The following is a 22808-nucleotide window of genomic DNA, read 5'->3' as shown; positions in this document are numbered from 1 at the left end:
TCGCGGCCGGCGGACGCGGAGCCCCGAGCCCCGTTCACGGTCGGATCGGTCATGGTCGCTCCTCTCGGGCGGCCGCGCGCTCCTCGACGTCGACGTGCGCGCGATCGCCGGCTGCGGGGCCGGCATCGCTGCCGGGCCCGTCTTCCCCCACGGGCGAGTCTCCACCCATGCGGCGGCGTGGGCAACCCGGCGCGGCGGGCTCGCGGCTGTGCTGCCTCGCCGCCACGGGTGGCCGGTACGGCCTCGAGACGATGTGCGTCGGCGGCGGCCAGGGCATGGCGATGGTGGTCGAGCGGGTCTGACGTCGTTGCAGAGTCGTACGGTTGAACCGTGGGGCCGGACGCGAGGGATATGGTGCGCATCGGGGGCGGGACGTTCCTGATGGGCTCCGACGAGTTCTACCCGGACGAGCGGCCGGTCCACGAGCGCACGGTCGCGTCGTTCCGGATCGACCGGTTCGAGGTCACGAACGAGCAGTTCGCCCGGTTCGTCGACGAGACGGCCTACGTGACCGTCGCGGAGCGCGACCTCGACCCCGGGGAGTTCCCGGGCGCGGATCCGGCCGAGCTCGTCCCCGGCTCGCTGGTGTTCACGCCGACAGGGGGCCCGGTGGACCTGCGCGACTGGCGGGCCTGGTGGCGGTGGCAGCCCGGCGCGTCCTGGCGCCGTCCGTTCGGGCCGGGGTCCTCGATCGACGATCGGCTGCGGCATCCGGTGGTCCACGTCGCCTTCGAGGATGCCTCGGCCTACGCCGACTGGGCCGGGCTCCGGCTGCCCACCGAGGCGGAGCACGAGTTCGCGGCGCGGGGCGGCGCCGACGGCGAGCGATTCGCGTGGGGGTCCGAGCCGTATCCGGGCGGGGTGCCGCAGGCGAACTCGTGGCTCGGGCGGTTCCCGTACGACAACCGGGGCGTGGGCGGCACGGCCGCGGTGGGCTCGTACCCGGCGAACGGCTACGGCCTGCACGACATGATCGGCAACGTGTGGGAGTGGACGAGCGACGCCTACGCGCCGCGCCACGTGCTGCCGTCCGATCGCCCGGTCGATCCCGAGGATCGGCAGGACCTGCTCGCGCACGCGAGCGCGGAGGACGGCGTCGCCGCCCCGGCGCGCCGCGTCCTCAAGGGCGGGTCCTTCCTGTGCTCGCCCGACTACTGCCTGCGATTCCGCCCGGCTGCGAGGTCGCCGCAGACCGAGGACACCGGCATGTCGCACATCGGCTTCCGGTGCGCCGCCGACGCCTGACCGCGGGCCGCGCCGTCAGGCGACCTCCGGCGCCGCGGCCGGCACCGGCAGCGTGACCCACGTTCAGGCTTCCCGCGTTCAGGCCTCGTGCGCTCAGGCTCCGTGCGCTCGGGCGCCGTGCGCTCAGGCCGAGGTCCGCACCGTCGTGATCGTCGGGACCGCGGCCGCGTTCCGCTTGTTCCGCCGGCGCCGGCGGAAGAACTTGTCGCCCTCGACGACCACCAGCAGCACGAGCGTGAGCCCGATGCACTGCAGCCACTGCCAGCCCGTGAGCGACACCGTGCCGAGCATCTTCTGCAGGAACCCGAGCTCGGTCGACAGGACCGTGAGGATCACCGGCCACACGAGCATCTTCGCGACCGCCGCGATCGGGGGGAGCAGGCCCGACTCGGGCGTGCGGCGCATGAGGAGCGCGCTCAGCACGGTCGCGAGGCTGAGGACGACGTAGGCCATGGTCATGGACGCGGTCGGCGTGGTCGGGCTCGGCTCGTCCGGTCCCCACACGAGCGGCACGAGCGAGATGAAGAAGATGACGACGCCGTAGCCGATCCACTCCGCGAGGGCGAGCGGGTTCACGACGCCGACCTTCGGGTCGCGCGGCGGGTGGTTCATGATGCCCGGGGGGTTCGCGTCGGCCGCGATCGCGAACACGGCGAAGAGGGCGACGAAGAAGTTGATGAACAGCACCTGGGCCGGGAAGAGCGCGACGCCCTCGGCGATCGAGAACGCGCTCGCCGCGAGGAACAGGATGATCAGGCTCAGCAGCTGCGTCATCTGGAACCGCAGGTACGCGGTGATCTTCGAGTAGACGATGCGGCCGAGCTCGACCGCGTGCACGAGCGTCGCGAAGTTGTCGTCGGTGAGCACGAGCTTCGCGGCCTGCTTGGTGACCTCCGAGCCCGAGCCCATCGCGACGCCGATGTTCGCCTGCTTGATGGCCGCGGCGTCGTTCACCGCGTCGCCGGTCATCGCGACGATCGAGCCCTGCGCCTGGAGGAGGCCCACGAGCCGCAGCTTGTCGTCGGGCGTGACCCGGCCGAACACGTGCAGGTCGGGCAGTCGGGCGGAGAGCTCCTCGTCGCTCATCGCCTTCAGATCGGCGCCGCTCACCGCGCCCGTGCCGAGGCCGAGCTCGGCGCCGATCGCGCCCGCGGTCACCGCGTGGTCGCCGGTGATCATGCGCACCTCGATGCCCGCGTTGTGCGCGATCTCGACCGCGGCCTTCGCCTCGGGGCGCAGCGGGTCGACGATGCCGACGATGCCGATGAGCACGAGGTCCGCCACGTACGACATCGGGTCGGCCGCGACGCGGCCCTCGTCGGCGTCCTCCACGAACCGGGCGGCGAACGCGATCGTGCGCAGGCCCTTCGCGGAGAGGCCCTCGAGCTCGGCGGTCGCGGAGTCCGCGGCGACGGGGACGACGCCCCGGTCCGCGCCGATCATCGTCGTGCAGCGGCCGAGGACCACGTCGGGAGCGCCCTTGACGAAGAGCACGAGCCGCTGCTCGCCCTGGAACGGGATGCGCTGGAGGGTCGCCATGAACTTGTAGTCCGAGTCGAACGGCACCTCGGCGAGGCGGCGGTACTCGGCCCGGGCCTGGTCGGCGTCGACGCCGAGCTTCGCACCGAGCACCACGAGCGCGGCCTCGGTCGGGTCGCCGACGATGTCGCCGTCCACGGTCACGGTCGCGTCGTTCGGGAGGCTGATCGCGAGGCCGAGGGTCGCGGCGTCGAGGGCCTCGCCGTCGGCGCCGAGCACCTTGCCGTCGAACGAGTACCCCTGGCCCGTCACCCGGTAGCTGTTGCCCGCGAACCAGGCCGTGCGGACGGTCATCTCGTTCAGCGTCAGCGTTCCGGTCTTGTCGGAGCAGATCGCGCTCGTCGCGCCGAGCGTCTCGACGTCGTTCAGCGAGGCGACGATCGCCTGCTCCTTCGCGAGCCGCGAGGCGCCCCACGCGAGCAGGCTCTGCACGAAGACCGGGAGGCCCGTGGGGATCGCCGAGATCGCGACCGCGGTCGCGAGGAAGAGGAGCTCGTCGAGGCTCTGGCCGCGCGCCCAGCCGATGATGACGATCACGAGCACCGCGGTCCAGGCGATGATGCCGAGCACCTTGGTGAGGTTGTCGAGCTCGATCTGCAGCGGCGACTTCTTGTCGCCCACCTGGGTGAGCAGCGACGCGATCCGTCCCATCTGGGTGCGCATGCCGGTCTCGACGATCACGACGCGGGCGGTGCCGCGGGTGACCGAGGTGTTCTGGAACACCATCGACGTGCGGTCGGCGAGCGCCGTGTCCGCGGGGTTCGAGGCCGGTCCCTTCGGGATCGGCAGGGACTCGCCGGTCAGCGAGGACTCCTGGGTCTCGAGGTTCGTCGAGCGGAGGATGCGACCGTCGGCCGGGACGAGGTCGCCCGACTCGAGTTCGACGATGTCGCCGGGGACGAGTTCGGGCGCCTCGACCTGCACGAGCTGCCGGTTGCGGACCACGCGCGCCTTCGGGATCTGCAGCTTCGCGAGCGCATCGACGCTTCGCCGCGCCTTCACCTCCTGGCGCGTGCCCGTGACGACGTTGAAGAGCACGAGCACGGCGACGATGATCGCGGTCGTGACCTGTCCGATGAGCAGGGAGATGAACGTGACCGCGATGAGCATGAGCGTCATCAGTTCGAGGATCTGCGCGAGGGCGATCTTCCAGACGCTCGGCGGTGGTGCGCTCACCAGGGCGTTCGGCCCCGACTCGGCGAGCCGGCGCGCGACCTCGTCGGACGTGAGGCCGTCAGCGGCATCCGACCTGGCGTTCGCAACCGCGTCGTCGGGGGTCATCGCCCACCACTCCGCGCTCGGTGCCGGTGTCGTCGCCTGCTGGTGCTGCGCGTCGATTGTCACGTCGTGCTCCCCCTGCCGTCGCGTCGCCGGCATCCACCCACCGATGCCGACCTGTCCACAGACTAGTGCGGCGGGTGCCGTGTTCGGCAGGGGGAGCGCGGCGCGGGCCGGGATTCGGCGCGCGCCGCGCGGGTCGCGGCTCAGACGCGCGCGCCGGCGCCTTCCTCGGTCACGTCGGCCGAGTCGTCGGCGCGCGTCGCGTCCTCGGTGCGCGCGGCGTCGAGCGCCGCGGCCTCGGCGTCGAGGTCGGCGGCGGCCTGCTCGAACTGCGAGTTGTACAGGCGCCGGTAGGCGCCGTCCTCCGCGATGAGCTGGTCGTGCGTGCCCTGCTCGACGATGTCGCCGTGCTCCATCACGAGGATGAGGTCGGCGTCGCGGATCGTCGAGAGCCGGTGTGCGATCACGAACGCGGTGCGACCCTCGCGCAGCGCCGCCATCGCGTGCTGCAGCAGCAGTTCGGTGCGCGTGTCGACCGAACTGGTCGCCTCGTCGAGGATGAGCACCGACGGCTGCGCGACGAACGCGCGCGCGATCGTGATGAGCTGCTTCTCGCCCGCGGAGATGTTCGAGGCGTCCTCGTCGAGCACGGTCTCGTATCCGTCGGGCAGCGAGTGCACGAAGCGGTCGACGTAGGTCGCCTTGGCGGCCTCGAGGATCTCGGCATCGGTGGCGTCGGCGCGCCCGTACCGGATGTTCTCCCGGATCGAGCCCGCGAACAGCCACGGGTCCTGCAGCACCATGCCCGTCCGCGCCCGCGCGTCGTGCCGCGAGATGCCGGCGATGTCCTGGCCGTTGACGAGGATCCGCCCGCCGTCGAGCTCGTAGAACCGCATGAGCAGGTTCACGAGCGTCGTCTTGCCGGCTCCGGTCGGCCCGACGATCGCGACCGTCTGGCCCGGTTCGACCCGGAACGACAGGTCGCGGATGAGCGGGTGGTCGGGCACGTACGAGAACGCGACGTGGTCGAACTCGATCGTGCCGTCGCCGTCCGCGGCCGGCGGGGCGTCGGCCGCGTCGGGCTCCTGCTCGTCCTCGTCGAGGAGTTCGAACACGCGCTCGGCCGATGCGGTGCCGGACTGCACGACCGCCATCATGCCGCCGAGCTCCGAGAGCGGCTGGGTGAACTGCTGCGAGTACTGGATGAACGCCTGCACGTCGCCGAGCCGGAGGCTGCCGGTGGCGACCATGAGGCCGCCGATGACGGCGATGCCGACGTAGGTCAGGTTCCCGATGAACATCATCGCGGGCATCATGATGTTCGAGAGGAACTGCGCCTTGAAGGATGCCTCGTACAGCTCCTCGTTCTCGGCCTGGAACGCCGCCCGGCTCGACTCCTCGCGCCCGAAGACCTTGACGAGCGCGTGGCCCGAGAAGGACTCCTCGACGCGCGCGTTCAGCCGGCCGACCTTGCGCCACTGAATGCCGAACGCCTTCTGCGACTTCGGCCCGATGACGCCGAAGATGACGCCCATGAGGGGCAGCGTGACGAGCGCGACGAGCGAGAGCTGCCAGGAGATCGAGAACATCATGATGAGCACGCCGACGACCGTGAGCACCGCGGTCAGCGCGCCGGACAGCGACTGCTGCATGGTCTGGGTGATGTTGTCGATGTCGTTGGTCACCCGCGAGATCAGCTCGCCGCGCTGCACGCGGTCGAAGTGGCTGAGGGGGAGCCGGTTGATCTTGGCCTCGACCTGGTCGCGCAGGCGCCACATCGCGCGGACCATGATCACGTTGATCACGAAGCCCTGCAGCCAGGTGAGGACGGAGGCCGCGATGTAGATCAGCATCACGAGGACGAGCACCTGGCTGAGCCGCACGAAGTCGATGCCCGCGCCGGGCGTGAAGTGCTGCATGGCCTGGACCATGTTGGCGAGGTCGGTCTGCCCGGAGGCCCGAAGGCCCTCGACGACCTGTTCCTTCGTGGCCCCGGCGGGCACCTGCTTGGAGACGACGCCCTCGAAGATGAGGTTCGTCGCCTCGCCGAGGATCTTGGGCGCGATCACGTTGAGCACCACGCCGATCCCGCCGAGCAGCGAGACGAGCGCGAACCAGAACGCCCAGGGCTTGAGCAGGCCGAGCATCCGCCCGAACGCCTTCCCGAAGTCCTGCGCCTTGCCGGGCGCCACCGCGCCGCTCCAGTCGTCGGCCGAGATGCGCGCCCGCTCGGCCGCTTCGAGTTCGAGGCGCTCCTCCTCGGTGATCTCGGGCTCAGCGCCGGTCACTGCGTTCCGTCCTTCCGCGGCGCTCATCGGGCCGCCTCCACGCCGAGCTGGGATTCCACGATCTCGCGGTACGTCTGGCTGCGTTCGAGCAGTTCCTCGTGCGTGCCGAGCCCGACCATGCCGCCGTCGTCGAGCACGACGATGCGGTCGGCGTCGGTGATCGTCGACACGCGCTGCGCGACGACGATCTTCGTGACGTCGGGCAGTTCCCGCCAGAGCGCCTGCCGGAGCCTGGCATCGGTGGTCAGGTCGAGCGCCGAGAACGAGTCGTCGAAGACGAGCACGTGGGGGCGGTGCACGATCGCGCGGGCGATCGCGAGCCGCTGCCGCTGGCCGCCCGAGACGTTGGTCCCGCCCTGCGAGATCCGCGCGCCGAGCCCGCCGAGCTCCTCGACGAAGCTGCGGCCATGCGCGATCTCGAGCGCGTGCCAGATCTCGTCGTCGGTGGCATCCTCTCGGCCGAATCGCAGGTTCGACCCGACCGTGCCGGCGAACAGGAAAGGCCGCTGCGGCACGAGGCCGATGCCCTTCCAGAGCAGGTCGAGGTCGGCGCGGCGCACGTCGACGCCGTGCACGCGGACCTCGCCGCCCGTGACGTCGAAGAGCCGCGGGATGAGCGAGACCAGGGTGGTCTTGCCGGCGCCGGTGGATCCGACGACCGCCACGGTCTCGCCGGGCGACGCGGCGAAGGTGATGCCCGAGAGCACGGGGTGGTCGGCGCCGGGGTAGGCGTAGGCGACGTCGCGGAACTCGACGGCGCCGGGCTCGGGGAACGCGGTGACCGCGTCGGCCGCGCGCTCGAGGGTCGAGGTCGTCGCGAGCACCTCGCCGATGCGGCCGGCGGACACGGCGGCGCGCGGGATCATCATCGTCATGAAGCTCGCCATGAGCACGCCGCCCAGGATGGTCATGACGTACTGCATGAACGCGAAGAGCGTGCCCACCTGCATCTCGCCGTCGTCGATCCGGATCGCGCCGAACCAGATCACGCCGATGACGGTCAGGTTGAGCACGAGCATGACGAGCGGGAAGAGCAGCACGAACAGTGAGCCGACCTTGCGCCCGACGACCATGATGTCGGTGTTCGCGTCGCGGAAGCGCTCCTCCTCGATGGGCTCGCGCACGAACGCGCGGATGACCCGGATGCCCGTGAGCTGCTCGCGCATCACGCGGTTCACGGCGTCGAGCTTGAACTGGTAGCTGCGGAACAGCGGCACCATGCGGCCGATGATCAGTCCGGCGATCACGAGGAGCGTCGGGACCGAGACCGCGATGATCCACGCGAGCCCGACGTCCTGCTGGAGCGCCATGATGATGCCGCCGATCGCCAGCAGCGGCGCGGTCACGAGGAACGTCGCGGCCATCATCGTGAGCATCTGCACCTGCTGCACGTCGTTCGTGTTGCGGGTGATCAGCGAACCGGGGCCGAAGCGCGTGACCTCGCGCTCGGAGAAGCCGGACACGCGCTCGAAGATGTCGTTGCGCAGGTCGCGGCCGAGGCGCATCGCGGCCTTGGCGGCGAAGTAGGTCGCGATGATCGAGCAGACGATCTGGCCGAGCGAGATGGCGAGCATGACGGCGCCGGTCTGCCAGATGAACTCGGTGTCGCCCTTGGAGACGCCTTGGTCGACGATGTCGGCGTTGAGGCTCGGCAGGTAGAGGCTGGCGAGCGCGGACAGGAATTGGAAGACGACCACGCCGACGAGAAGCCATTTGTAGGGCTTCAGGTAGCGGGTCATGAGCTTGATGAGCACGCGTGGATCTCCGTGGTGAAGGGCCCGACGATGGGCACCCTCCATTCTGGACGGACCCTCCCACATCCATCGGGCCGGGTCCGGATCCGGACTACGCGGTCCGCGAACACCCGGGGCCCCCGGGGATTCAGTGCGCGCACGGAGGCCGCGCCGCAACCCGGGGCGTTGCATGGCCGTGACCGGGCCGCTCGGTCCGGCCCCCACCTCGAGGAAGGGCGATCGCCATGTACACCGAGGACCGCGCGGGCGGGGCATCCCGCAACCAGCGGATCGAGCTGACCGAGGCCGAGCGCGACCTCGCGACGCGCTTCGCCGACCGGAGCGGCGCGCCGGCCGAGCCGACCGAGGCCGACCTCCAGGTCGAGCGCGCGAGGCACGAGCTCGGCGCGCTCACGCGCGACGCGTTCGCGGAGCTCGCGCCCGGCTTCGCCGACCGGGCGAAGGAGCGCAGCGAGGCGTTCGGCACCGCGTTCGACGAGGTCAAGGGGCTCGGCGGCGTGGTCGACCGATTCCACGGGTTCGACCTCGACGACCTCGTCGCGTTCCCGCCGCCGCCGCACCTGGCCACGCTCGAGGACCTGACCACGGTCGTCGGCAGCGGCGCGCTCTCCGAGCCCGCCGGCGTCAGCGAGTTCTGGTGGGCCGAGTCGAACTGGTCGACGAACGTGCCGGCGGGCAGCGTCGTGGTCGACATCGACCACGATCCGTACCGGATCTGGGGCCACATCCGGTACGCGGGCGACAACCTCCTGTTCGGGTCGGCGGGCATCGCGATGACGTTCATCCTGAGCCCGGATCGGCTCCCGCGCCTGCCGAGGCGGACCTTCGAGGTGCGCCCCGAGCTGCGCACCGGCGGGTGGGTGTCGGGATGGACCGACCAGTACCACCCGATCTGGCACGCGGACGACAAGTGGGCCAAGTGCTGGCGGCGGTTCGAGGCGAACCTCACGCTGAGCACGGGCGAGGGCGTCGCGGCGGCCGCGTTGCACGACTCCCTGGTGTTCCTCGAGAACGTGAACCCCGTCGGCCAGGCGAACACGAACGAGTTCCTGGGCTGGGGCCCGGTGCTGCGCTTCGACGCCGACCCCGCCGACCTGCGGCGACGCGGGGTGTCGATGATCCTCACGACGCTCGTGCGCTTCGACTTCCAGCTCGAGGGCGGCGGGGACATCTGGCTGCGCCACCGCCCGGGCTCGCAGTCGGAGTCGGTCGCCGCGTTCGACAACGCGATGATCTACCGCTGCTGGCCGGGGTACCTGGCACCGGCGTGAGCGCCGGGCATGTGATTCGAGATTCACTTCTTGTAGGATCCGGGGCGTGGACATCGACGACGACGTCGCGGCGCGCGAGGCGCGCTCCGGACCCGCCGGGGAGACCGGCACGATCGCGCCCGATCGGCGGGGGACCGCGGACGCCCGCCGCGAACTCGACGCGATCGACACGTGGGCGCTCCGCCGAGCGGTGAACTGGTCGGTCATCGCCGGCGGCACCGCGAACGTCATCATGCAGCTCTCCCTCCGCCCGGTCGCCTACGGCGTGATGGAGAGCAAGGTCGACGAGGGCAACCTGTTCCTCGACCCCGAGCGCCGCGCCCGCACGACGTTGTCGTACCTCGCGGTCACGATGCTCGGGACCGCCGAGGAGCGTGCGGCGATCCGCCGTGCGACGAACCGCTCGCACGCGAGGGTCCGCTCGGAGCCCGGGGCATCCGTCGGGTACTCCGCGTTCGATCCCGCGCTCCAGAAGTGGGTGGCCGCGTGCCTCTACCGCGGTGCCGAGCACGCGTACGAACTCGTCCACGGCCCGCTCCGCGACGGGTTCCGCGAGGAGTTCCTCCGGCAGGGCATGGTGTTCGGCACGACGCTCCAGCTCCCGCCGGAGGACTGGCCGGCCACGCCCGAGGCGTTCGAGTCCTACTGGAGCGAGACCGTCGCCGGGCTGGAGATGGACGACCGCACCCGCGAGTACCTCATGCGGATCGTGCGGCTCGAGTACCTGGATCGGACGTTCTCCGAGCGGTTCCTCCGGTTCCGGACCCGCCTCGTCGCCGGCCACCTCGGGCCCGAGTTCCGCAGGCTCATCGGGCTGCCGTGGGACGAGGCGGAGCAGCGCGCGTTCGACCGCTTCAACCGGCGGCTCGCGCGACTCATGCGGATGCTCCCGCGCGGGGCGCGCGAGTTCCCGCTCAGCCGGCAGCTCCGCGACGTGCGGCGGCGGACGGCCGCGGGTCGGCCGCTCTTCTGAGGCCCGGTGCGGTCGCCGCGGGCGCCCCGCGTCACGCAGGGCGGCCCACGGCCGCCCGCGATTAGACTCGCCCGCGTGACGACCGCCCCAGCCGCTCCGCGCTTCGCCCTCGACATCGACGGCGTGCCGCGCACGGCACGCGCCCAGGCCCTGCTCGACGCGCTCCACAGCCGGGTCGTGATCGCCGACGGTGCGATGGGCACGATGCTCCAGCAGCACGATCCGAGCCTCGAGGACTACCGGGGACTCGAGGGGTGCAACGAGATCCTCAACGTCTCCCGGCCCGACATGATCGGCGAGATCCACGACGCCTACCTCGCGGTCGGCATCGACGCGATCGAGACGAACACGTTCGGCGCGAACTGGTCGAACCTCTCCGACTACGGCATCGACGACCGGATCCACGAACTCGCCGAGGCGGGGGCGCGCATCGCGCGCGAGCGGGTCGATGCGGCCGAGGCATCCGACGGGCGCGTCCGCTGGGTGCTGGGGTCGATGGGTCCGGGCACCAAGCTGCCGACCCTCGGGCACACGACCTACGCGCACCTCAAGGAGACCTTCGCGCTCCAGGCGCTCGGGCTGATCGACGGGGGCGCCGACGCGTTCCTCGTCGAGACGAGCCAGGACCTGCTGCAGACCAAGGCCGCGGTGAACGGCTGCCGGCAGGCCATCGTCGAGCGCGGCATCCGCCTGCCGATCCTCGTCGAGGTGACCGTCGAGACCACCGGGACCATGCTCATGGGATCCGAGATCGGCGCCGCGCTCACCGCGCTCGAGCCGCTCGGCGTCGACGCGATCGGGCTGAACTGCGCGACCGGGCCCGCCGAGATGAGCGAGCACCTGCGTCACCTCTCGAAGCACTCGCCGGTGCCCGTCGCGTGCATGCCGAACGCCGGGCTGCCGGTCCTGACCGCCGACGGGGCGCACTACCCCCTGACGCCCGCCGAGCTCGCGACCGCGCACGAGCAGTTCGTGCGCGAGTTCGGGCTCGGCCTGGTCGGCGGCTGCTGCGGCACGACGCCCGAGCACCTCCGGGCGGTCGTCGAGCGGCTGCGGCCCGATGGGGGCGTTTCGACTCGCGTTGCTCGCTCGACGACCGAAGGGGAGCCCCCGGTCGTCGAGCGAGGGAGCGAAGCGACCGAGACGAAACGCACGAGCCGCGCGATCGACCCCGACCCGGGCGTCTCGAGCCTCTACCAGCACGTCCCGTTCGACCAGGACGCCTCGTACCTCGCGATCGGCGAGCGGACGAACGCGAACGGCTCGAAGGCGTTCCGCGAGGCGATGCTCGCCGAGAACTGGGACGACTGCGTCGAGATCGCGCGCAACCAGATCCGCGTCGGCGCGCACCTGCTCGACGTCTGCATCGACTACGTCGGCCGCGACGGCGTCGCCGACATCCGCGAGGTCGTGTCGCGGTTCGCGAGCGCCTCGACCCTGCCCCTCGTCGTCGACTCGACCGAACCGGCCGTGCTCAGCGCCGGGCTCGAGCTCATCGGCGGCCGCCCGGTCGTGAACTCGGTGAACTACGAGGACGGCGACGGGCCGGACAGCCGGTTCGGCCGCATCATGCCGCTCGTGAAGGAGCACGGCACGGCCGTCATCGCGCTCACGATCGACGAGCAGGGCCAGGCGCGCACGACCGAGGGCAAGGTCGCGATCGCGACCCGGCTCATCGACGAGCTCGTGGGCGAGTGGGGCCTGCGCGCGTCCGACATCATCGTCGACTGCCTCACCTTCCCGATCGCCACGGGCCAGGAGGAGACCCGGCGCGACGCCATCGAGACGATCGAGGCGATCCGCGCGATCAACCGGAAGTACCCGGGCATCCACACCACGCTCGGCGTCTCGAACGTGTCGTTCGGCCTCAACCCGGCCGCGCGCAGCGTGCTGAACTCGGTGTTCCTGCACGAGGCCGTCGAGGCCGGCCTCGACTCCGCGATCGTGGACGCCGCGAAGATCGTGCCGCTCGCGAGCGTGCCCGAGGAGCAGCGAAAGGTCGCGCTCGACCTCGTCTGGGACCGCCGCGAGTTCGACGCCGACGGCAACCTGACCTACGACCCGCTCGCCACGATGCTCGACCTCTTCGCGGGCGTCGACACCGCGGCCCTGCGCGACCAGCGCGCCGCCGAGCTCGCGGCGCTGCCGGTCGGCGAGCGCCTCGAGCGGCGGATCATCGACGGCGAGCAGAAGGGCCTCGAGGCCGACCTCGACCTCGCGCGAGAAGGCGGCCTGACGGCGCTCGAGATCATCAACGTCCACCTGCTCGAGGGCATGAAGGTCGTCGGCGAGCGGTTCGGGTCGGGCGAGATGCAGCTGCCGTTCGTGCTCCAGTCGGCCGAGACCATGAAGGCGGCCGTCGCGCTCCTGGAGCCGCACATGGAGAAGGCCGAGTCCTCCGGGAAGGGCACCATGGTCATCGCGACGGTCCGCGGCGACGTGCACGACATCGGCAAGAACCTCGTCGACATCATCCTGACCAACAACGGCTACAAGGTGGTCAACCTCGGCATCAAGCAGCCGATCGCCGACATCATCAAGGCCGCCGAGGAGCACGGCGCCGACGTCATCGGCATGAGCGGCCTCCTCGTGAAGTCGACCGTCGTGATGAAGGAGAACCTCCAGGAGCTGAACGCGCGCGGGCTCGCGAAGCGCTGGCCGATCATCCTCGGCGGCGCCGCGCTCACGCGCACCTATGTCGAGGACGACCTGGCGTCGCTCTTCGACGGCGAGGTCCGGTACGCGCGCGACGCGTTCGAGGGGCTCGCGCTCATGGAGCCGCTCGTGAAGGTCGCGCGCGGCGCCGCGGTCGACGAGGTCGGCCTGCCCCCGCTGAAGAAGCGCATCCACGCGTCCGGCTCCCGGCTCACGCTCACCGAGCCCGAGCAGATGCCCGCGCGCTCGGACGTCGCGGCCGACAACCCGGTGCCGGCCCCGCCGTTCTGGGGCACGCGGATCGTGCGCGGCCTCGCACTCGCCGACTACGCCGCCTTCCTCGACGAGCGCGCGACGTTCATGGGCCAGTGGGGCCTGAAGCCGGGGCGCGGCGAGGACGGGGCATCCTATGAGCAGCTGGTCGAGCGCGAGGGCCGGCCGCGCCTGCGGTACTGGCTCGACCGGATCCTGGGCGAGGGCATGCTGGATGCCTCGGTCGCGTACGGGTACTTCCCGGTCGTGTCCGAGGGCGACGACCTGATCGTGCTGCACCACGGCGACGACCCCGACGGCGCGCTCGGCGTGCCGGGCCTGCTCGCACCCGACGGCGGGTCGGACGGCGCCCTCGGCGCCGAGCGCCTGAGGTTCCACTTCCCGCGCCAGCGCCGCGACCGGCACCTGTGCCTCAGCGACTTCGTGCGCTCGCGCGAGAGCGGGCAGGTCGACGTGCTGCCGGTGCAGCTCGTCACCGCGGGCGCGAAGATCGACCAGGTCACCGCCAAGCTGTTCGCCGAGGACCGCTACCGCGACTACTACGAGCTGAACGGCCTCGTCATGCAGCTCACCGAGGCGCTCGCCGAGTTCTGGCACGGGCGCATCCGCGAGGAGCTCGGGCTCGCGGGCGAGGACCCGACGGACGTCGCGGGCCTGTTCAAGCTCGAGTACCGGGGCGCCCGCTTCTCGCTCGGCTACCCGGCGTGCCCCGACATGGAGGACCGCCGCAAGGTCGTCGAGCTCTTGAAGCCCGAGCGCATGGGCGTCGAGCTCAGCGACGAGCTGCAGCTGCACCCCGAGCAGTCGACCGACGCGTTCGTCTTCCACCACCCGGAGGCGAAGTACTTCTCGGTGTGAGCGGGCGGCTCACCCCGCGAGCAGCGACTGGACGACCCACGCCCCGGCGACGGTCGCGGCGACGCCGGCCATCGCCGCGAGCAGGCCCCGGCCCACGCGCCGGGATCGCTCGGCGACCTCGCGGCGCCGGGCGGCGCAGTGGAGGGCGTCGAACTCGGCCGCGAGCAACGCGCCGTCCTCGCGCGTGACGAGCGACGACGGTTGCCGCTGCCAGGTGCCGGGCAGGACCGCGGCGGCGACGATCCGATCGAGCTGGGCGTCGGAGTACCGGCGTCCGGTCGGCAGCGTCGCGAGCAACTCCGCGTCGGTGACGACGTGCAGTGCGATGTCGCCGCCGTCGGGCGGGGACGCGAACGCGATGCGGCCCGCGCCGACGACCGCGACGACGCCGATCGCCTCGACCGGGAAGCCGACCGCGGTGGTCAGCAGCCGGGCGGCGCGCTTCGCCTCGTGGACCGCGGTGCGCAGGTGGGGGACGCGTCGGCCGCCGACCATCGAGGTCCGTCCGCAGACCCGGACCGACCTCCCCGGGCGGTGCAGCGTCGTGATCGCCACGACACCGGGCGGACCGACGAGCACGTGGTCGATGTCGGCCTCGCCCGCGCCGACCGGCACCGAATGGAGCACGAGCCACTCGGGGCCGACGTGGGCGAGGATCGCGCCGACGAGGCGTTCGCCGTGGACCCCGTCGTCTCGGGTGCGCTCGCCGGTCGGGATCCGTCCGTCCGGGTCGTCCTTCGCGTGGCGGACCGCCTCGACCATGAGCGCGTGCGCGGGCACCCGGTCGCGGAGGTCGCTCGCCGTCCGGCGGCCCGGCACGGGCGTGGTCGGCGGCGAGGCGTGCATGGGACCCAACGCTAGGCCGCGCGGCGCGCCGTGCCGATTCCCCAGAACGCGGGACGTGCCCGGTCAGGCAGGCGCGCGGGACGCGCGCGGTTCAGGTCAGGCGCGCGGCGCGCGCGGGGTCCGGGTCAGGCGCGCGGCGCGCGCGGGGTCCGGGTCAGGAGCGCGGCGCGGCGACCGACCGCCGGTCGGTGGCACTCGGCGGGACGGCGCGGGAGGAGCCTCGGGATCCGTCGCGGGCGCCCGCTCCCGCACCCGGGCGGTCGTCGACGACCGCGCGCCGCAGCGCCGCGAGCGCGGCGGGCCCGGCGACGACGAGGCCGACGACCGAGGTGATCGCACGCAGGGTGTCCCAGCTCGCGGTCGACGTGACGAGCGAGTAGAGCAGGAAGCTGCCGAGGTTCTGCGCGAGCGGGGCATCCGGCACGTAGGAGATGCCGGCGCCCGCGCCGACCGCGAACGGCCAGAACCACAGGTTCATCACGAGGCCGAACGCGTACGACGCGACCACGCCGTAGGCCGACAGCAGCGCGATCTCGCGGCCGCGCGCGCGCCGCGCGCGTGCGGCGCGCGTTCCCGGATCCCGGGCGTCGCGCCCGACGCGACCGCGTGGGAGCAGGCCCGCGCCCGCACCGACCCAGCCGCACGCGAACGCCTGGAACGGGGTCCACGGGCCGAACCCGCCCTGCATGGTCGAGGACAGCAGGATGACGAGCACGCCGAGGAGGAATCCGAACCGTGCGCCGAACACGCGTCCGCCGATGATGAGCAGCACGAACACGGCCTCGACGCCGCCGACGCCGGTGCCCGCGACGCGGACGGCCGCGCCGACCGCGGCGAGCGTGCCGAGCAGCGCGAGCACGCGCGCCGAGCGCACCGACTCGTCGAGCGCGACGACGAGCACCGCGAGCGCGAACGGCGCGAGGGCGAGCGCCGCGACGGGCGCGGCCGCCTGGGCCTGGGACGGGAGGGCCGGCGCGAGCAGCGGCCAGGCGAACGCGGCGACGGCGGCGAGCGTGCCGAGCGCGAGGACGACGCCCGTGAGGCGGTCGCGGAGGGGGCGGCCGATGCCGGGTCGGTCGCGGCCGGGGCGGCCGCGGTGCGAGCGCCCGCGGACCCCGCCCGGTCCGGCGTCGGACGCCGTCGGCGGTTCGGCGCTCGCACCGTCCGCGCTCGCACCGTCCGCGCTCGCACCGGTCGCGCTCGCACCGCCGGCGGTCGCGATCGACGCGTCGGATGCCCCGGCGGCGGTCTCCTCGGGCATCGCCGCCGCCTGCGCGCCGGGTGCGTCGAGCGACCGGTCGTCGCCCCGCTCGAACAGGTCGGCTCCCGGGTCCCCGCCGACGACGCCCGCGCGGACGGGCACGATCCGGTCGGCCAGCGCATCCGCGAACGCGCGGTCGTGGGTCGCGACGACGACCGCCCCGCCCCGGCCCGCGACCGCGATGAGCGCACGGGACACGAGCCGTCGGGCGTCCGCATCCAGGCCGCGCGTCGGCTCGTCGACCAGCAGCACGCTCGGGTCGGCCGCGAGCTGCACCGCGAGGGCGAGGCAGCGCCGCTCGCCGGCCGAGAGGTCGCGAGGGTGCCGGGCGAGCAGCCGATCGGCGGCCGCCCCGTCGACCCCGAGGAATCCGAGGAACCGGCTCGCGGTCGTGCCCGGCTCCGCGCCGGACCCGCGATCGGCACGACGGCACTCCTCGGCGGCGGTGAGCGTCACGAACAGGTCGTCGGACGCCTCGGGGACGAGCGCGACCGACGCGCGTCGTTCGCGATCGTCGAGCCGCGCCGCGTCGAAGCCGCCGACGTGCACCGTGCCACGGGCGGTCGGCAGGGCCGTCGCGACGAGCAGGCTCGACTTGCCCGCGCCGTTCGGGCCCGCGAGCGCGACGATCTCGCCGGGGGCGACCTCGAGCGAGGCATCCTCGACCGCGGTGCGGCCCGCGTGCACGACGGTCAGGCCGCTGACCCGGAGCACCGGCTCGACGGCGCCCGACGGCAGCGCGCGCCGCAGCGCGGCGGCGGGGGCATCCATCGCGGCCGGGTCGGCGTCCGGGGCGCTCGCCGCGCTCGGCGTCCGGCCGGGGGCCTCCCCGGGCTCGGCCGAGCGGAGCGGCCGCAGCCGGCCGCCCTCGATCTCGAGCGCGACGTCGGCGACCGGCGCGAGCTCGGCGACGCGGTGCTCCGCGACGACGACGCACACGCCCGCCTCGTGCGCGAGCGCGCCCAGCAGGTCGGCGACCCGTCGTCGCGCGGCGCGGTCGAGGTCGGCGAGCGGTTCGTCGACGAGCACGAGCGACGGCCGTTCGACGATCGCCGCGGCGATCGCGACGAGCGTCGCCTCGCCCGCCGACAGCGCGCGGATGTCCCGGTCGAGCAGGTGCGCGACGCCCACGTGCCCGGCGACCTCGCGCACCCGGTCGGCGACGATGACGGGTGCGACGCCGCGGACGTCGAGCGCGAAGCCGATCTCGGCGTGCACGGTCTCGCTCGCGAACCCCGAGCGGGGATCCTGGCGGACCACGCCGACGAAGCCCGCGGTCTCGCGGGGCGGGACGGCCGCCCGATCCACGTCGCCGACCCGCACGACGCCCGAGAGCGACCCGCCCTCGGCGTGCGAGAACATGCCGCTCAGCGCGTCGAGGAGGCTCGACTTGCCGGAGCCCGTGGGCCCGGCCACGAGCGCGAGCGTGCCGGGCGCGAGCTCGAGGTCCCCGACCTCGAGGGTCCAGCCGTCGGGGCGCCGGAGCACCGCATCGTGCGCGACGACGGGGCGCGCGCACGCGCCCTCGACCCGTCGGCTCGCGGTGAACCCGCGCACCTCCATCGCGGCCGCGACCGCGAGCGCCCGCTCGACCGTGCGCTCGAAGACCGGGACGAGCAGGGTCGCCGCGCCGCGTTCGCCGCGGAGCCGGCGGGCGAGGCGCACGGCGCGCACGGCGTCGCCGAGACCGGGGAAGGTCGCCCACGCGATCACGAGCGCGCGCGACAGCCCGCTCACCGGTCCGCGGCGCGCGGCGCGCGCGAACACCCTCGACAGGTCGACGACCGCGTTCAGCACGCCGAACGCGAGGATCACGAGCGCGATGGGCAGGGCGCTCGCGACCGCCACCCCGATGCCGCCGACCGTGATCGGCCCGAACAGCACGACGTGCGCGAACGGATCGGGCAGCCGCACGGCGGGCAGGTCGAGCAGCACCGCGCCCGAGCCGTCGAGGCCGTGGAAGAGCGCGCGATACGCGACCCGGAGGACGATGAACCCGGCGGCGAGGATCGCCGCCTGGCGGATCGGACCGGGCCGGTATCGCAGCATCAGCCGATCACGAGGTCGGCGACGCCGGCTGGTCGTTCAGGGTGAACAGCAGCTCGAGCGAGTCGCCCGGGGCGACCTCGAGCGTCTCGAGACCCTCCTGCGCGTAGCCCCACTCGCCGTCGGCGGGCCTCACCCACAGCGACCAGTAGGCGAACGCGGCCGGCATCGAGGCGCACGCCTCGTGGTACTCGGTGCCGTCGGGGGCGGGGATCGCGAGGTCCTCCGCGGGGACGCCGTTCACGCGGCACACCACCTGGTCGCCGTACTCCTGGGTGCCCTCGGTCGTGACGCCCGCCTCGGCGAGCAGGTCGGCGGCGAGCACGGGGGCGTCGGCGTCGACGCACGTGCTGAGCGAGGGGTCGTCGGGGGTCTCGAGGTCGGCGGTGTCGACGATGACGACGACGCCCGCGCAGTCGCCCGCGTCGGTGCTCTCGGCGGCCTCGGCGGTCGGCGACGGCGTGACGGCATCGGATGCCTCGGGGGCGGCGGAGGAGCAGCCGGCGAGGCCGAGCAGGGCGAGGGACAGGGCGGCGAGGGCGAGGGGGGCGCGCGAAGTCATCCGCCCAGCCTATGGGCGCCCGCGGTCGCGGATCGTCTCGTTTCGCTCCGGGTCGCCCGCCCGCGCGACCGGCGCGTCGAGCGGCCGGCGCGGCGGCCGGGACCGCGGCCGGGGCGGCGGCCGGGGCGGCCGCTCAGTACCATCCGGCCGATTCGATGTGCGCCCAAGCCCCGCACGGGTCGCCGTACCGGCCATGGATGTAGTCGATGCCCCACGAGATCTGGGTCGCGGGGTTGGTCTGCCAGTCGGCGCCGTGCGAGGCCATCTTCGAGCCGGGCAGGGCCTGCGGGATCCCGTAGGCGCCGTTCGCGTTCTGGGCGTACACGTTCCAGTGCGACTCGTAGTCCCACACCGCGACGAGGCATCCGAACTGGTCGTCGCCCCACCCGTAGCGTGCGGCGCCCATCTCGCGGGCGATCTGCTGCGCCTCGCTCGGGTTGGCGGGCGGCCGGGGCGTCGATCCGCCCGAGGCCCCGCCGGCGCCCGCCTCGGCGGCGGCGCGGGCCGCGGCCTCCTCGGCCGCCTTCCGCGCGGCCTCCTCGGCGGCCCGGCGCTCGGCCTCGACGCGGTCGAACTCCGCGACGGCGGCGCTCACGTCGGCGGACTGCGCCTGGGCCGCCGCGACGAGTTCGTACACGCGCGCCGGGGAGATGAGGTCGGCCGCGCCGAGCTGGTCGAGCGTCGCGGCGAGCGGTGCGGCATCGGCCTTGCCCGCGGCGGCGGCCACGACGGCGGTCGCCTGGGCGATCGCGGCGTCGGCCGCTCCGGTCGCGCGGGCGTGCAGGATGTCCGAACCGACCGCGAGCTGCGTGCGGTCGTTGGCCGCGGCGACCCGGAGCGCGGCGGTCTCGGCCTCCGATCGCGCGGCCGCGTCGGTCGCACTCAGCATGAAGCCGGTGCCCGCGGTGAGCGCGAGGCCGGCGACCGCCAGGGCGGCGACGACGCGGGCGGTCCACGTGGAACGGGTCCCCCGACCCGAGGCGGTGCTGTTCGTCATGCGTTCCCCCGGGGCCGCGCACCCGCCGGCGCATCGACCCGTCTCTGTTCGGCCGCGGGTCGCAGGACCCGGGCAAGTCCAGTTCCGTGCACCCTACGCGAGGCCCGCTCAGGTCACAAGTCGGTAACGGACGCAGTGGCCGGCGGGTCGCGCGGGGTGCCGACCGGCCGCGCCGGCTGCTCGACGGGCGGCCTGCGGCGGTCCGCCGCGGGCCCCGGAGCCCGGAAGAACGGCCGATCACGTTCGGATCACGAATTCAGACACCCCCGAACTGGGTGGCCGGGACACCGGCTGGACCGGTTAGTCTGCGAGGCCAAGACGTGCGATGGCACGCCGTGTCGAAGATGGGGGCCTACCCATGACGATCCGGACGGCCGAACACCAACGGCCGACACACCACCTCATCCACATCTCCGATCTCCACCTCCGCGCCGACTCCGACGGCGGACCCGCCGACGGCGCCTCGCACCTGCGACGGATGCTCGAGGAGATCGAGGAATCCGGTCGACCGGTCGACGCCGTCGTGTGCACCGGCGACCTCGCCGACCGCGGCGAACCCGACGCGTACCGGATGCTCCGCGCCATCGTCGACCCGGTCCTCGAGCGCCTCGGAGCCCAGGCGATCTGGGTCATGGGCGACCACGACGACCGGGCGGCCTTCCGCGAGCACCTGCTCGACCAGCCGCCGGGCATGCACCGCCCCGTCGATCGCGTCTACGAGCTCGGCGGGCTGCGCGTCATCACGCTCGACACCACCGCGCCCGGAGCACGGTACGGCGAGCTCGCCGACGCCCAGCTCGACTGGCTCGCCGAGGAACTCGCGACGGATGCCCCGGACGGCACGCTCCTCGCGATGCACCATCCGCCGCTGCCCGGCGCGACGGACCTCGCCGCCGCCGACGAGCTGCACGGCCAGCGCGCGCTCGCCGAGGTCGTCGAGGCCAGCGACATCCGCTCGATCCTCGCCGGCCACCTGCACCACCCGGCGAGCGGCGTGTTCGCCGGCATCCCGGTCTCCGTCGCCTCGTCCGCGAGCTGGACGGTCGACCTCCACGCGCCGGTCGGCGCGGTGCGCACGCGCGACGGCGCGCAGTCGTTCAACCTCGTGCACGTCCACCCCGATGCCGTGCTGCACTCGGTCGTGCCTGTCGGCGCGTTCCCGCTGCTCGCGGGGGTCGACGCCGCCGAGGTCGCGATCCGGCTCGAGGCGGCCGGCGTGCGGATCGCCGACCCGGCCCCGCACATCACGGCGACCGGGCCGACCCGCGACGAGATCGACGCGATGCTCCACCGGGCCGGCGCGGAGACGCAGCCGATCCACCTGCTGTGATCGCGCCGTACGCGATCGACCCGCGGTGATCGCGCCGCACCCATCGCCGCCGTGATCGCGCCGCACCCGGTCGCCCGTGGCACCGAGGGCGCGTAGCCTCGGAACCGACGGGGGGAGTGCGCATGGCCGGACGCGACGGCGCGGTCATCGCGGCGCGTCCGCCCATCCGCGACGCCGACCTCGACGCGATCGTCGTCGGGTCCGGCCCGAACGGGCTCGCCGCGGCCGTCACGCTCGCGCGCGCCGGGCTCGCCGTCCGCGTCATCGAACGCGAGGCGACCGTCGGCGGCGGCGCCCGCACGCTCGAGCTCACCCTGCCCGGCTTCCGGCACGACCGCTGCTCGGCGGTGCATCCGCTCGGCCTCGCCTCCGGGTTCTTCCGCGCGTTCGGGCTCGAACGGCGGATCGGGTTCGCCGTGCCCGACCTCTCCTACGCGCACCCGCTCGACGGCGGACGCTCGGGCCTCGCGTGGCGCGACCTCGACCGCACGGTCGCCGGGCTCGGCGTCGACGGCGCGGCGTACCGGCGCCTGATGGGGCCGCTCGCGCGGCGCGCGGACCAGGTCGCGCGCTGCACCGGCTCGTCGCTCGTGGGCGTGCCGAGGCATCCGCTCACCGTCCTCCGATTCGGCTTCAGGGCGCTCTGGCAGGGCGGTCCGGGATGGGACGCCGGCTTCGCGGGCGACGTCGCCCCCGCGATGGTCACCGGGCTGGCCGCGCACGCGATCCTGCCGCTGCCGAGCCTCGGCGCGGCCGGCGGGGCACTCGCGCTCGGCGCGTACGCCCACGCGCGCGGCTGGCCGATCCCCATCGGCGGCAGCCAGGCGATCACCGACGCGATGGTCGACGACCTCGTCGCGCACGGCGGCGAGGTCGTGACCGGGCACGACGTGCGCTCGCTCGCCGAGCTCCCGCCCGTGCGGGCCGTGCTCCTCGACACGAGCGCGCGCGCCCTCGCCCGCCTCGCGGCCGACCGCCTGCCCGAGCGGTACCTCCGCACGCTCGACGGGGTGCGCATCGGCAACGCGGTCGCGAAGGTCGACTTCGCGCTCTCGGAGCCGGTCCCGTGGGCCGATCCCGAGCTCCGGAACGCGGGCACGCTCCACCTCGGCGGCACGCGCGCCGAGATCGCCGCCGCCGAGAACGCGGTCGGGCGCGGCCGCCATCCGGATGCCCCGTACGTGCTCGTGTCGCAGCCGAGCCGGTTCGACCCGTCGCGCGCGCCCGAGGGTCGCCACGTGCTGTGGGCGTACACCCACGTGCCGCGCGGCTCGGGCGTCGACCGCGCCGAGGCGGTGATCGCGCAGATCGAACGGTTCGCGCCCGGATTCCGGGACACGATCCTCGCGGTCTCGAGCGGCACCGCGGTCGACACCGAGCTGCACAACCCGAACTACCTCCTCGGCGACATCGCGACGGGCGAGCCCGACCTCCGCCAGCTCGTGCGGCGCCCCGTGCTCTCCGCCGACCCGTGGCGGACCCCCGCCCGCGGCGTCTACCTCGCGTCGGCCGCCGCGGCGCCCGGCCCCGGCGTGCACGGGCTCGCCGGCTGGTACGCGGCGCGCAGCGCCCTGCGCCACGAGTTCGGGCTCTCCTGGACCCCGCGCCTCGCACCGGAGTCCGTCTGAG

At 73.4% G+C, this 22808-nt stretch carries 13 protein-coding genes and 1 pseudogene; 7 read left to right on the top strand and 7 right to left on the bottom strand.

The window, feature by feature from the left end; translation table 11 throughout:
* Positions 1-179: 179 nt before the first annotated feature.
* Positions 180-302: pseudogene (locus ACDF64_RS02420) on the top strand (thiolase); the annotation flags it as partial.
* Between the two features lie 49 nt (positions 303-351).
* Positions 352-1245: a formylglycine-generating enzyme family protein gene (locus tag ACDF64_RS02415; protein ID WP_394553206.1), complete on the top strand. Its 894-nt coding sequence runs from the start codon at positions 352-354 to the stop codon at positions 1243-1245.
* A 123-nt stretch (positions 1246-1368) separates the two neighbouring features.
* On the opposite strand, the gene ACDF64_RS02410 is transcribed toward ACDF64_RS02415, so the two are convergent.
* The 3 genes from ACDF64_RS02410 to ACDF64_RS02400 form a co-directional block, all read right to left on the bottom strand.
* A complete protein-coding gene (locus ACDF64_RS02410) occupies positions 1369-4128 on the bottom strand; it encodes a cation-translocating P-type ATPase (RefSeq protein WP_394553205.1) in 2760 nt (919 codons plus the stop codon).
* Positions 4129-4268: 140 nt separating this feature from the next.
* Entirely contained in the window at positions 4269-6380 is a 2112-nt protein-coding gene (locus tag ACDF64_RS02405) for an ABC transporter ATP-binding protein (protein ID WP_394553204.1), read from the bottom strand.
* A complete protein-coding gene (locus ACDF64_RS02400) occupies positions 6377-8107 on the bottom strand; it encodes an ABC transporter ATP-binding protein (RefSeq protein WP_394553203.1) in 1731 nt (576 codons plus the stop codon). Before ACDF64_RS02400 ends, ACDF64_RS02405 begins: the two co-directional genes overlap by 4 nt.
* A 224-nt stretch (positions 8108-8331) precedes the next feature.
* Here ACDF64_RS02400 and ACDF64_RS02395 point away from each other — a divergent pair, with 224 nt between their 5' ends.
* The 3 genes from ACDF64_RS02395 to ACDF64_RS02385 all read left to right on the top strand — a co-directional run bounded on the left by ACDF64_RS02395 (position 8332) and on the right by ACDF64_RS02385 (position 14137).
* Positions 8332-9378, top strand: coding sequence for a hypothetical protein (locus ACDF64_RS02395; protein WP_394553202.1), 1047 nt, complete (start codon positions 8332-8334; stop codon positions 9376-9378).
* Positions 9379-9424: 46 nt separating this feature from the next.
* Positions 9425-10351, top strand: coding sequence for an oxygenase MpaB family protein (locus ACDF64_RS02390; RefSeq protein ID WP_394553201.1), 927 nt, complete (start codon positions 9425-9427; stop codon positions 10349-10351).
* Positions 10352-10426: 75 nt separating this feature from the next.
* Positions 10427-14137, top strand: coding sequence for a homocysteine S-methyltransferase family protein (locus tag ACDF64_RS02385; protein WP_394553199.1), 3711 nt, complete (start codon positions 10427-10429; stop codon positions 14135-14137).
* Positions 14138-14146: 9 nt separating this feature from the next.
* Here the strand turns inward: ACDF64_RS02385 and ACDF64_RS02380 are convergent, their stop codons facing one another.
* The 4 genes from ACDF64_RS02380 to ACDF64_RS02365 form a co-directional block, all read right to left on the bottom strand.
* Positions 14147-14983, bottom strand: coding sequence for a nuclease-related domain-containing protein (locus tag ACDF64_RS02380; protein WP_394553198.1), 837 nt, complete (start codon positions 14981-14983; stop codon positions 14147-14149).
* 154 nt (positions 14984-15137) lie between these two features.
* Positions 15138-18293 (bottom strand): ATP-binding cassette domain-containing protein, encoded by a 3156-nt coding sequence (locus tag ACDF64_RS02375; protein WP_394553197.1) that lies wholly within the window; start codon positions 18291-18293, stop codon positions 15138-15140.
* Between the two features lie 7 nt (positions 18294-18300).
* The gene (locus ACDF64_RS02370) at positions 18301-18852 is read right to left on the bottom strand and encodes a hypothetical protein (RefSeq protein ID WP_394553196.1); all 552 of its coding nucleotides are present in this window, start codon (positions 18850-18852) and stop codon (positions 18301-18303) included.
* Between the two features lie 133 nt (positions 18853-18985).
* Positions 18986-19849, bottom strand: a complete 864-nt coding sequence (locus ACDF64_RS02365; RefSeq protein WP_394553195.1) for a lytic transglycosylase domain-containing protein — start codon at positions 19847-19849, stop codon at positions 18986-18988.
* Between the two features lie 358 nt (positions 19850-20207).
* On the opposite strand from ACDF64_RS02365, the gene ACDF64_RS02360 reads away from it, so the two are divergent.
* On the top strand, positions 20208-21179 hold the full coding sequence (locus ACDF64_RS02360; RefSeq protein WP_394553194.1) for a metallophosphoesterase: 972 nt from the start codon (positions 20208-20210) through the stop codon (positions 21177-21179).
* A 122-nt stretch (positions 21180-21301) separates the two neighbouring features.
* Entirely contained in the window at positions 21302-22807 is a 1506-nt protein-coding gene (locus ACDF64_RS02355) for a phytoene desaturase family protein (protein WP_394553193.1), read from the top strand.
* Position 22808: the final 1 nt, after the last annotated feature.

The sequence above is a fragment of the Agromyces sp. MMS24-JH15 genome, assembly GCF_043518605.1.
Taxonomy (GTDB): Bacteria; Actinomycetota; Actinomycetes; order Actinomycetales; family Microbacteriaceae; genus Agromyces.
The sequence above is the reverse complement of the archived record's forward strand: the minus strand, read 5'-3'. Positions and strand labels throughout refer to the sequence as shown.

Bases quoted from the DNA above. Each gene is read 5' to 3' on its own strand.
- ACDF64_RS02360 (WP_394553194.1), top strand. From the start codon at position 20,208: ATGACGATCCGGACGGCCGAACACCAACGGCCGACACACCACCTCATC.
- ACDF64_RS02395 (WP_394553202.1), top strand. From the start codon at position 8,332: ATGTACACCGAGGACCGCGCGGGCGGGGCATCCCGCAACCAGCGGATC.
- ACDF64_RS02375 (WP_394553197.1), bottom strand. From the start codon at position 18,293: ATGCTGCGATACCGGCCCGGTCCGATCCGCCAGGCGGCGATCCTCGCC.
- ACDF64_RS02365 (WP_394553195.1), bottom strand. From the start codon at position 19,849: ATGACGAACAGCACCGCCTCGGGTCGGGGGACCCGTTCCACGTGGACC.
- ACDF64_RS02355 (WP_394553193.1), top strand. From the start codon at position 21,302: ATGGCCGGACGCGACGGCGCGGTCATCGCGGCGCGTCCGCCCATCCGC.
- ACDF64_RS02370 (WP_394553196.1), bottom strand. From the start codon at position 18,852: ATGACTTCGCGCGCCCCCCTCGCCCTCGCCGCCCTGTCCCTCGCCCTG.
- ACDF64_RS02405 (WP_394553204.1), bottom strand. From the start codon at position 6,380: ATGAGCGCCGCGGAAGGACGGAACGCAGTGACCGGCGCTGAGCCCGAG.
- ACDF64_RS02415 (WP_394553206.1), top strand. From the start codon at position 352: ATGGTGCGCATCGGGGGCGGGACGTTCCTGATGGGCTCCGACGAGTTC.
- ACDF64_RS02380 (WP_394553198.1), bottom strand. From the start codon at position 14,983: ATGCACGCCTCGCCGCCGACCACGCCCGTGCCGGGCCGCCGGACGGCG.